Annotated in this window: 10 protein-coding genes; 4 read left to right on the forward strand and 6 right to left on the reverse strand. The window is 66.1% G+C overall.

Annotated features, from left to right (window positions below):
- Positions 1 to 7: 7 nt before the first annotated feature.
- A complete protein-coding gene (gene proC, locus BG61_RS00595; RefSeq protein ID WP_035941122.1) occupies positions 8 to 820 on the forward strand; it encodes a pyrroline-5-carboxylate reductase in 813 nt (270 codons plus the stop codon).
- Positions 821 to 1,014: 194 nt separating this feature from the next.
- Here the strand turns inward: proC and ubiA are convergent, their stop codons facing one another.
- The 6 genes from ubiA to recG form a co-directional block, all read right to left on the reverse strand.
- Positions 1,015 to 1,875: a 4-hydroxybenzoate octaprenyltransferase gene (gene ubiA / locus BG61_RS00600; RefSeq protein ID WP_035941123.1), complete on the reverse strand. Its 861-nt coding sequence runs from the start codon at positions 1,873 to 1,875 to the stop codon at positions 1,015 to 1,017.
- A gap of 147 nt (positions 1,876 to 2,022) precedes the next feature.
- The gene (locus tag BG61_RS00605; protein WP_035941126.1) at positions 2,023 to 2,511 is read right to left on the reverse strand and encodes a Dps family protein; all 489 of its coding nucleotides are present in this window, start codon (positions 2,509 to 2,511) and stop codon (positions 2,023 to 2,025) included.
- A 171-nt stretch (positions 2,512 to 2,682) separates the two neighbouring features.
- Positions 2,683 to 2,838, reverse strand: coding sequence for a hypothetical protein (locus BG61_RS42670; protein WP_158447098.1), 156 nt, complete (start codon positions 2,836 to 2,838; stop codon positions 2,683 to 2,685).
- 71 nt (positions 2,839 to 2,909) lie between these two features.
- The gene (locus BG61_RS00610; RefSeq protein ID WP_035941128.1) at positions 2,910 to 4,373 is read right to left on the reverse strand and encodes a catalase; all 1,464 of its coding nucleotides are present in this window, start codon (positions 4,371 to 4,373) and stop codon (positions 2,910 to 2,912) included.
- 374 nt (positions 4,374 to 4,747) lie between these two features.
- A complete protein-coding gene (locus tag BG61_RS00615; protein ID WP_035941130.1) occupies positions 4,748 to 5,707 on the reverse strand; it encodes a hydrogen peroxide-inducible genes activator in 960 nt (319 codons plus the stop codon).
- A gap of 134 nt (positions 5,708 to 5,841) precedes the next feature.
- Positions 5,842 to 8,085: an ATP-dependent DNA helicase RecG gene (recG, locus tag BG61_RS00620; protein ID WP_035941132.1), complete on the reverse strand. Its 2,244-nt coding sequence runs from the start codon at positions 8,083 to 8,085 to the stop codon at positions 5,842 to 5,844.
- A 99-nt stretch (positions 8,086 to 8,184) separates the two neighbouring features.
- Between recG and queA the strand changes: the two genes are divergently transcribed.
- The 3 genes from queA (at position 8,185) to yajC (ending at position 10,987) form a co-directional block, all read left to right on the forward strand.
- Complete coding sequence (gene queA / locus BG61_RS00625) at positions 8,185 to 9,240, forward strand: tRNA preQ1(34) S-adenosylmethionine ribosyltransferase-isomerase QueA (RefSeq protein WP_035941133.1); 1,056 nt, start codon at positions 8,185 to 8,187, stop codon at positions 9,238 to 9,240.
- Between the two features lie 55 nt (positions 9,241 to 9,295).
- On the forward strand, positions 9,296 to 10,456 hold the full coding sequence (tgt, locus tag BG61_RS00630) for a tRNA guanosine(34) transglycosylase Tgt (protein ID WP_035941135.1): 1,161 nt from the start codon (positions 9,296 to 9,298) through the stop codon (positions 10,454 to 10,456).
- A gap of 201 nt (positions 10,457 to 10,657) precedes the next feature.
- Entirely contained in the window at positions 10,658 to 10,987 is a 330-nt protein-coding gene (gene yajC / locus BG61_RS00635) for a preprotein translocase subunit YajC (RefSeq protein ID WP_035941136.1), read from the forward strand.
- Positions 10,988 to 11,044 lie beyond the last annotated feature (57 nt).

An 11,044-nucleotide genomic window follows, 5' to 3' on the forward strand; every position in this document is an offset into this window, starting at 1 on the left:
GATTGACATGAAAATTGCATTCATCGGCGGCGGCAACATGGCGGCTGCGCTCATCGGCGGCCTGATCAAGCGCGGCGTGGCGCCGGCGGATCTGTACGCGGTCGACATCAACGACGAAGCCCGCGCGCGCACCGCAAAGCAGTTCGGCATCGAAACGGGCGCGGCGATCGACGCGATGCTCGCCGGCTTCGACGCGATCCTGCTCGCGGTGAAGCCGCAGGTTCTGAAAGACGTCGCGCAGGCGCTGAAGCCGCATCTTTCGAGGCAGCTTGTCATCAGCATCGCGGCGGGGATTCGCGCGAGCGACCTGTCGCGCTGGCTTGGCGGCTACGCGCGGATCGTGCGCACGATGCCGAACACGCCCGCGCTGATCGGCATGGGCGTGACCGGGCTCGCGGCGCTGCCGGGCGTGGACGACGCGGCGAAGACGCTGGCGTCGAAGGTGCTGGAAGCGGTGGGCTCGGCCGTGTGGTTCGACGACGAGGCGAAGATCGACGCCGTCACCGCGATCTCGGGCAGCGGCCCGGCCTACGTGTTCTATTTCATCGAGGCGATGCAGGAAGCCGCGCGCCGCCTCGGCATGGACGAGGAACAGGGCCGCGCGCTCGCGGTCGCGACGTTCACCGGGGCGGCGCAACTGGCGGCGCAATCGGGCGAACCCGCGAGCGTGCTGCGCGAGCGCGTGACATCGAAGGGCGGCACGACGGCGGCGGCGCTGGCATCGTTCGAAGCGGCGGGTGTGAAGGAAGCGATCGTGCGCGGCGCGCTGGCCGCGGATGCGCGCGCGAAGGAAATGGGCGACGAACTGGGCGCGGCCTGAGCGGCGGAACTGGACCACCGGACTGGGCGCGGCCTGAGAGAAACGGGACGCTCGCCCGTCCGCGAATGAAAAAGCCGTTCCGGGACGAGCCGGAACGGCTTTTTTTTGCGTGGTGCGTGGTGCGTGGTGCGTGGTGCGTGGTGCGTGGTGCGTGGTGCGTCGTGCGTGGTGCGTGGTGCGCAGCACTTCGGCGCCTACGCCGATACCGCGTAATGCAGCGCGATCCCCGCGAACAGCACGCCGCCCAGCCAGTTGTTGTGCTTGAAAGCGGCGAAGCATGCCATGCGCTCGCGGTTGCGGATGAGCGCGTAGTGGTACACCGCGCACGCCGCCGCGGCGAGCCAGCCGAGCCAGTACAGCCAGCCGAAGCCGAGCGCGATGCCGATCCCGAGGTAGATCGCGAGCGTCGCCGCATAGCAGAGCATCACGGCGAGCACGTCGTAGCGGCCGAACGTCAGCGCCGATGTGCGGATGCCGATCTTGATGTCGTCGTCGCGATCGACCATCGCGTATTCGGTGTCGTAGGCGACCGACCAGAACACGTTCGCCGCCAGCATGATCCATGCGAGCGGGGGCACCTGGTCCTGCACGGCGGCGAACGCCATCGGAATGCCGAAGCCGAACGCGATGCCGAGGTAAGCCTGAGGAATCGCGAAAAAGCGCTTGGTGAACGGGTACGTGCCCGCGACGAAGAGCGCGAACACCGACAGCTCCTTCGTGAGCGTGTTGAGCGGCAGGATCAGCAGGAACGCCATCAGCGAGAGCGCCGCCGCCAGCGCGACGGCCTCCCACGCCTTGATCTTGCCCGAAGTGATCGGCCGGTTCTCGGTTCGCTTCACGTGGCGGTCGAAATCGCGGTCGGCGTAGTCGTTGATCGCGCAGCCCGCCGAGCGCATCAGGATCGTGCCGATCACGAAGATCATGAGCAGCATCGGCGACGGCGGGCCGCCCGATGCGATCCACAGCGCGTTGAGCGTCGGCCAGAGCAGCAGCAGGCTGCCGATGGGCTTGTCGAGGCGCACGAGGCGCAGGTACAGCGGAAGACGGGCTAACATGGGCGTGGCCGGTTGAAACGATCCGGCTATTTTAGAGCAGCGCGATTCAGGGCACGCCGCCCCCGGCGCAATCCAAAACAAAACCCCCGCAGCCGGAAGGACTGCGGGGGTTTTCAGAACCAGCAGGTCAGAAGCGCGTTGCGTGCGTCAGGCCAGCATCGCGCGCAGCATCCACGCGGTCTTCTCGTGCGTCTGCATGCGCTGTGTGAGCAGGTCGGCGGTCGGTTCGTCGTTCGCGGCCTCGGTCGCCGGGAAGATTTCGCGCGCGGTGCGCACTACCGCTTCCTGTCCTTCCACCAGTTGGCGGATCATCTCTTCCGCGGCCGGCACGCCGTCGGCTTCCGGAATCGACGACAGCTTCGCGAATTCCCTGTAGCTGCCCGGCGCGTGCACGCCCAGTGCGCGGATGCGCTCCGCGATCGAATCGACAGCCAGCGCCAGTTCGTTGTATTGCGTCTCGAACATCAGGTGCAGCGTGTTGAACATCGGGCCCGTGACGTTCCAGTGGAAATTGTGCGTCTTCAGGTAGAGCGTGTACGTGTCCGCCAATAGACGCGACAGTCCGTCGGCGATCTTCTTGCGGTCCTTGTCGCTGATGCCGATATTCACAGCCGGTGCACTGCCTTTCTTCGCCATGATGACTCCTTGAGAGAGTGATACGAACGGTGCGAACGCGCCGCGCTGCCGGTTGCCCGGGCGCGGCCGTTCGAGCGTCCGACAGTTTATCTTAGAAACGTCCGCACTTCGTTGCGCGGCGGGGCCCCGAGGAGCATTGCGGGCGCGTCGCGGCGACACGCCGCATGCCCGTCACCCGGCGCCGAGCATCCCCGCCGCGACGATCACGCCATAGCCGGCCGCGACGATCGCGAAACCGAGCGCGACGCGCACGCCGCGCGACGCGTTGCGGCTCGTCGCTTCGATCCGGAATGCGGCCTGTTCGATTGCCATCAGCGCCTGTGTCATGGTCGTTCTCCTTGAGTCGGTGATTGCGCGCGCGCTTTGCCCGCACGCTTGCCCGCGCGCCTGCCCGCGCGTTACTTCGCTGCGGCCTGCGCCGGCTCGCGAAGCGCCGCGAGCGCGCTTGCCACCCCTTGCGCATAGGCCGGATCAGCGCGGCGGAAGTGTTCCAGCTGGCGCGCGACGATCTCCTCCGGCACACCGTCGATATGACGCGCGATATTGCCGAAAAGACGCTCGCGCTCGGCATCGCTGAAAAGACGGAACAGCGCGCCCGGCTGGCTGTAGTAGTCGTCGTCCTCGCGATGGTCGTAGCGCTCGACCGCGCCCGCCGCGAGCGGCGGCTCGTTCACGCTCGCGTCCTGCGCGAAGTCGCCGAAGCGGTTCGGCTCGTAGTTCACGCGCCCGCCGTGGTTGCCGTCCACACGCATCGCGCCGTCGCGGTGAAACGCATTGGCCACCGGCGCGCGCGGCGCGTTCACCGGAATCTGATGGTGATTGATGCCGAGCCGGTAGCGCTGCGTGTCGCCGTACGAGAAGAGCCGCCCCTGCAACATGCGGTCCGGCGAGAAGCCGATGCCCGGCACCACGTTCGCCGGCGTGAACGCCGACTGCTCCACGTCCGCGAAATAGTTCGCCGCGTTGCGGTTCAACTCGATCACGCCGACGTCGATCAGCGGGTAATCCTTGTGCGGCCAGACCTTCGTGACGTCGAACGGATTGATGCGGCAGGCTGCCGCGTCGGCTTCGGACATGACCTGAATGCGGAAATTCCACCGCGGAAAGTTGCCGCGATCGATGTTGCCGACGAGATCGCGCTGCGCGCTCTCGCGATCCCGCGCGACGACCGCCGACGCTTCTGCATCGGTGAAGTTCTCGAGCGGCTGCTGCGACTTGAAGTGGAACTTCACGTAGAAGCGCTCGTTGTCCGCATTGATGAACGAGAACGTGTGCGAGCCGAAGCCGTGCATCTGGCGGAAGCTTTGCGGAATGCCGCGATCGCTCATCAGGATCGTCACCTGATGCAGCGATTCAGGATGCCGCGACCAGAAATCCCACGCCGCAACATTGCTGCGCAGGTTCGTGTACGGATCGCGCTTTTGCGTGTGGATGAAGTCCGGAAACTTCAGCGGATCGCGGATGAAGAACACGGGCGTGTTGTTGCCGACGACGTCCCAGTTGCCCTCTTCCGTGTAGAACTTGATCGAGAAGCCGCGCACGTCGCGCTCGGCGTCGGCGGCGCCCCGCTCGCCGGCCACCGTCGAAAAGCGCATGAAAAGCGGCGTTTCCTTGCCAATCTGCGAAAACACCCTGGCCTTCGTGTAGCGCGAGATGTCGTGCGTGACCGTGAGCTTGCCGAAGGCGCCCGAGCCCTTCGCGTGAACGCGGCGCTCGGGGATCACTTCGCGGTCGAAGTGCGCGAGCTTCTCGATCAGCCAGAAGTCCTGCAACGTGACGGGGCCGCGCCGGCCGGCCGTCTGCGAATTCTGGTTGTCGCCGACGGGTGCGCCGGCTGCCGTGGTGAGGATTCGGTCGGTCATTGTGCTACTCCTGTTTTTATCGGGATTCGGGAACGGACTTGGCGGGACGGCGGCTGATTTACGCGACGCGGGCGAAACTCGCCAGCACGTCGGCGACGACACAGCGCGCCTCGCGATACGTCGCGGACAAGTGGGCCGTCTGGCTTCCTGCAAAGTTGGCGATCTGACGCATGGCTTTCCTCGTTGGTCGGGCGCTCGCGGCCCATGGAGGTGAGAATATCAAAAGCTATTCTCATTTCGAATTCGATAAAATTTATCTATCCGATAGGCGGCGACGAGGGCGGCCGGAAGATCGTGGCGGGCGATGTCGCTCGAGGAAAAAGAAAAGCCGCGCCCGTTCGCGTGGGCGCGGCTCGTCGAAAAGCGCGTGCCGGTCAGTTCACCGCGACCGGCATGTCGAGCTTCTTGACGCCCTGCAGGTCGCAGGCGGCAATGGCATCGGAAATGGCGTCGATGGCGGGCATGCGCGTAAAGCTCTTGCGCCACGCGAGCACCACGCGGCGATCCGGCACCGGCTCGTCGAACGGCACATAGCTGAGCAGCCCCGAATCGACGCCTGCGGCGTGCGGCTTCACTTCCAGCACCGACATGCGCGGCAGCACCGTAATGCCGACACCGCTCGCCACCATGTGCCGGATGGTTTCCAGCGACGAGCCCTCGAATGTCTTCTGAATGCCGTCCGCGTTCTGCGAGAAGCGCATCAGCTCGGGACACACGCCCAGCACGTGGTCGCGGAAACAATGGCCGCTGCCGAGCAGCAGCATGGTTTCCTGCTTCAGGTCGTCGGGATCGATCTTGCCGCGGTTTTCCCACGCGTGCCCCGACGGCATCGCAACGACGAACGGCTCGTCGTAGAGCGCGCGCACCATGAGCCCGGTTTCGGGAAACGGCAGCGCCATGATCGCAACGTCGATTTCGCCCTGCTTGAGCAGCTCGATCAGCTTGAGCGTGTAGTTTTCCTGCAGCATCAGCGGCATCTGCGGGACCGCCCGGATCATCTGCTTGACGAGCGTCGGCAGCAGATAGGGCCCGATCGTGTAGATCACGCCCAGGCGCAGCGGACCGACGAGCGGGTCCTTGCCCTGCTTGGCGATTTCCTTGATGGCGAGCGTCTGTTCCAGCACGCGCTGCGCCTGCGTGACGATCTGCTCGCCGATCGGCGTGACGCTGACTTCGCTCGTGCCGCGCTCGAAGATCTGCACGTTCAGTTCGTCTTCGAGCTTCTTGATCGCCACCGACAGGGTCGGCTGGCTGACGAAACATGCCTCGGCGGCGCGACCAAAATGCCGTTCGCGCGCCACCGCGACGATGTATTTCAGTTCAGTGAGCGTCATTGGGGACCAATCAGAGCCATGAATTCGATAGGTTTATCTTATACACCCGTGACGGCGATTCGCCAACCTGTCAGCCGATCGCCCGACGCGACGCGATTAAATAGGGACCGACAAAGCCGCCGCTAGTTCAACGCCTACGCTTTCAGATACTGTTCGCGCGCGCCGAGCCAGCGTGTCAGATGACGCGTGACCGCATCGGGAAACGCCTTCAGCATCTGGTCCGCCGCCGCGCGGGCCGGATCGATCAGCCAGCCGTCGTTTTCGAGGCTCGCGAAGCGCAGCATCGCCTCGCCCGACTGCCGCGCGCCCAGGAATTCGCCGGGACCGCGGATTTCGAGGTCGCGGCGGGCGATTTCGAAGCCGTCGGTGGTTTCGCGCATCGTTTGCAGGCGCGCACGCGCCGTCTGCGACAGCGGCCCCGCGTACATCAGCACACACACAGACGCCGCGCTGCCGCGCCCCACGCGCCCGCGCAACTGGTGCAACTGCGCGAGCCCGAAGCGCTCGGCGTGCTCGATCACCATCAGCGACGCGTTCGGCACGTCCACGCCCACTTCGATCACCGTCGTCGCGACGAGCAGCTGCACCTCGTTGCGCGAGAAAGCGTCCATCACCGCGGCCTTGTCTGCCGGCGCAAGGCGCCCGTGAACCAGCCCGACGCGCAGCTCCGGCAGCGCGGCCACGAGCGTCTCGAAGGTCTCGACGGCCGTCTGCAGTTGCAGCGTCTCGCTTTCCTCGATCAGCGGACACACCCAGTACACCTGGCGCCCGGTCAGCGCCGCCTCGCGCACGCGGCCAATCACCTCGTCGCGGCGGGCGTCGGAGACGAGCTTCGTCAGGATCGGCGTGCGGCCGGGCGGCAGTTCGTCGATGGTCGAGACGTCGAGGTCGGCGTAGTAGGTCATCGCGAGCGTGCGCGGAATCGGCGTCGCGGACATCATCAGCTGGTGCGGCTGGAAATCGCGCGCGCCGTCGGCGGCGTTGTGCGCTTTCGCGCGCAGCGCGAGCCGCTGTGCGACGCCGAAGCGATGCTGTTCGTCGACGATCACGAGCCCGAGGCGCGCGAACTCGACGGCGTCCTGGATGATCGCGTGCGTGCCGATCACGAGCTGCGCGTCGCCGGATGCCGCCGCCGCGAGCGCGGCGCGCTTGTCCTTCGCCTTCAGGCTCCCGGCAAGCCACGCGACCGTCACGCCGAGCGGTTCGAGCCAGCCGCGCAGCTTGCGCGCGTGCTGCTCGGCGAGGATTTCGGTCGGCGCCATGAGCGCGGCCTGGTAGCCGGCATCGATGGCCTGCGCCGCCGCGAGCGCCGCGACGATCGTCTTGCCGCTGCCGACGTCGCCCTGCAAGAGACGCTGCATCGGATGCGGGAGTGTCAGTTCGGCTGCGATCTCGGCGCACACGCGCTCCTGCGCGCCCGTCAGCCGGAACGGCAGCGCCCGCAGGAAGCGCGCGACGAGCGACTCCGGCTCCGTCTCCGAGCGGCGCGGCATCACCGGCGCGGCGCGCGTGCGGCGTTCCTCGTGGGCGCGTTTCAGGGAAAGCTGCTGCGCGAGCAGCTCCTCGAACTTGATGCGCGTCCACGCCGGGTGCGTGCCGTCGACGAGCGCGGTTTCGTCGGAATCGGCGCGCGGATGGTGCAGCGTCTTCACGGCGTCGAGAAGACCGGGCACGTGTAGCGGCTGCAGGTATGCGCGGGCGATCGTCTCGGGCAGCAGTTCGGGCAGCGCCACGCGGCTGAGCGCGTTGTCGATCGCCTTGCGCAAATACGCCTGCGACACCCCCGCCGTGCTCGGATAGACCGGCGTGAGCGCCTGCGGCAGCGGCGTGTCCTCGTCGACGGGGCGCACCGCCGGATGCACCATCTCCATCCCGAAAAAGCCGCCGCGCACGTCGCCGCGCACCCGCAGGCGCACGCCGCTTGCCATCTGCTTCACCTGCGAGCCGTAGAAATTGAGAAAGCGCAGCGTGAGCTGGTCGCCGGCGTCGTCCTGGATTTTCACGAGCAGCTGGCGGCGCGGCCGGTAGGCGATCTCGCTGTCGAAAACCACGCCCTCGGTCTGCGCGTTGTCGCCGGGGATCAGCTCGCCGATCGGCGTGAGCGAGGTTTCGTCCTCGTAGCGCATCGGCAGATGCAGCACGAGATCGATGTCCGATTTCAGGCCGAGCTTTGCGAGCTTGTCGGCGGTTTTGGGGAGCGCGGCGGGCTTGGGCAGCGCCTCGGATGCCCCGGCGGCCCCGCCCGAGCCAGCCGCGCCAACCGGCTCCACGCCGCCCGTTCTCGTGCGCCTGCGCGGCTTCGGCGCGGGCGCGGCGGGGTCGCCCCCTGCGTCGGGAGCGTCGGGAACTGAAGCCAGGCGGCGGTCGGACAAGGGCATCTGATCTCTTCGCAAGTACAATATCGGCTTTGCTTGACGGCGGTTCGGCGCACTGGAGGCCGGCTGCAACCGCGCTTGCCGCGCATCCACCCGCTTCCCATGTTCACGCTTTCCGATTTCGATTTTAATCTGCCGCCCGAGCTGATCGCGCAAACGGCGCTCGCCGAGCGCAGCGCAAGCCGTCTGCTCGAGGTCGACAACCGCACCTCGCCCGCCACGCTGACCGACCGCCGGTTCTCCGAACTGCCGGGCCTGATCGATGCGGGCGACCTGCTCGTGTTCAACGATACCAAAGTCCTGAAGGCGCGCTTCCTCGGCAAGAAGGCCAGCGGCGGGCGCATCGAGGTGCTGATCGAGCGCATCACCGGCGCGACGACCGCGCTCGCGCAGATCCGCGCGAGCAAGAGCCCGGCGCCGGGCACGACGCTCACGCTGGCCGATGCCTTCGACGTGACGGTCGGCGAGCGCGTGGAGCCGTTCTTCACGCTGCACTTTCCCGCCGACTGCCTCACGCTGATCGAACGGTACGGGCGCCTGCCGCTGCCGCCGTACATCGAGCACGATCCCGATGCCGTCGACGAAACGCGCTACCAGACGGTCTACGCCGCGAACCCCGGCGCGGTGGCCGCGCCCACGGCGGGCCTGCATTTCGACGACGCGCTCTTCGCTGCGCTCGACGAACGCGGCGTAGCGCGCGCGACGCTCACGCTGCACGTCGGCGCGGGCACGTTCCAGCCGGTGCGCGTCGAGAACATCGCCGAGCACCGGATGCACAGCGAATGGTACGAGCTGCCGCAGACGCTCGTCGACCGGATCGCGGCCACGAAGGCGCGCGGAAACCGCGTGATCGCGGTCGGCACGACCTCGATGCGCGCGCTCGAAGCCGCCGCCCGCGACGCCGCCGTCGCCAACCGGCCGCTCGCCGCGGCCGCCGCCGAAACCGACATCTTCATCACGCCGGGCTACGAATTTCGCGTGGTCGACCGGCTGATCACGAATTTCCATCTGCCGAAATCCACGCTTCTGATGCTCGTGTCGGCGTTCGCGGGCGTGGAAACGATCCGCGAGGCGTACCGGCACGCGATCGAGGCGCGCTACCGCTTCTTCAGCTACGGCGACGCCATGCTGCTCACGCGTCAGAGCACCGGCATCTGAACCCACCCAACCCATCTGCGCCGGACTGTTTTCCGGTGGCACAGGAGCACGCCCGATGACCGATGGTCATACCCCGCCCGCGAACGGCCTCAAGTTCGACCTTCTCACCACCGACGGCCAGGCGCGCCGCGGCCGCCTCACGCTGAACCACGGCGTCGTCGAAACGCCGATCTTCATGCCGGTCGGCACCTACGGCACCGTGAAGGCGATCCAGCCGCGCGAACTCGAGGAAATCCGCGCGCAGATCATCCTCGGCAACACGTTTCACCTGTGGCTGCGCCCGGGCCTCGAAACGATCGGCGCGCACGGCGGACTGCACGCCTTCATGAACTGGAAACGGCCGATCCTCACCGATTCGGGCGGCTTCCAGGTCTTTTCGCTCGGCGATCTGCGCAAGATCACCGAGGACGGCGTGACCTTCGCGTCGCCGATCAACGGCGACAAGCTGTTCCTCTCGCCCGAGATCTCGATGCAGATCCAGAAGGTGCTGAATTCGGACATCGTGATGCAGTTCGACGAATGCACGCCCTACGCGACAAGCGGCGTGCCGACCTCGCACCAGGACGCCGCCGATTCCATGCGCATGTCGATGCGCTGGGCGAAGCGCTCCGTCGACGAATTCGGGCGCCTCGGCAATCCGAATGCGCTCTTCGGCATCGTGCAGGGCGGCATGTTCGAGGACCTGCGCGAGGAATCGCTCGCGGGGCTCGCGGACATCGGCTTTCATGGCCTCGCGATCGGCGGGCTGTCGGTCGGGGAGCCGAAGGAAGACATGATGCGCGTGCTGAACCACATCGGCCCGAAGCTTCCCGCCGACAAGCCGCACTACCTGATGGGCGTCGGCACGCCGGAGGACCTGGTGGCGGGCGTGGCGGCGGGCGTCGACATGTTCGACTGCGTGATGCCGACGCGCAACGCGCGCAACGGCTGGCTCTTCACGCGTTTCGGCGACGTGAAGATCCGCAACGCGTCGCACAAGAACTCGCTGAAGCCGCTCGACGAAAGCTGCGGCTGCTACACCTGCGCCAATTTCACGCGCGGATATCTGCACCATCTGCACCGCGTGGGTGAGATTCTCGGCGCGCAGCTGAACACGATCCACAACCTGCACTACTACCTGCAATTGATGAGCGAAATCCGTGAATCGATTGAAAATCACACGTTCGACACGTTCAGGAAGCACTTTTACGAGAACCGGGCGCGGGGCATCGACTAGCAAACCTGACAAAAGAATTACAATCAATCTGCGCCGGACGCGGGAACCGCAGCTGCAAAACGGCAGCAATACCGCAACAAAACGGCAGCAAAACCATTAACAGCTTGATCGCAAAGCGCATTCCCAGCGCTGCCGCGGCGCGGCCCGGTGTAGAATACCGGGCTAATTTTCTGATTCAGTCGTCATAACGGAGAGACCAACGTGTCGTTTATTTCCAATGCTGTTGCACAGGGCACGACCGCGAGCAGCGCGGAATCGAGCCTGATGAGCTTCCTGCCCCTCATCCTGATGTTCGCGGTGCTGTACTTCATCATGATCCGCCCGCAAATGAAGCGTCAAAAGGAGCATCGCAACATGCTCTCCGCGATGGCCAAGGGCGACGAAGTGGTGACGAACGGCGGCATCGTCGGCAAGGTCACGAAGGTAACGGACGCGTATGTCGGCGTCGAAATCGCCGAAGGCACCGAAATCACGGTCCAGAAGGCATCCGTCACGACGATTCTTCCGAAGGGCACGATCAAGTCGCTGTAAGGCCAGTTTCTTTCGCGTCCGGCGCGGCCTCGCCCGTCAAGCCTTCGCCGTCGAGCC

The sequence above is a fragment of the Caballeronia glathei genome (genome assembly GCF_000698595.1).
GTDB lineage: Bacteria > Pseudomonadota > Gammaproteobacteria > Burkholderiales > Burkholderiaceae > Caballeronia > Caballeronia glathei.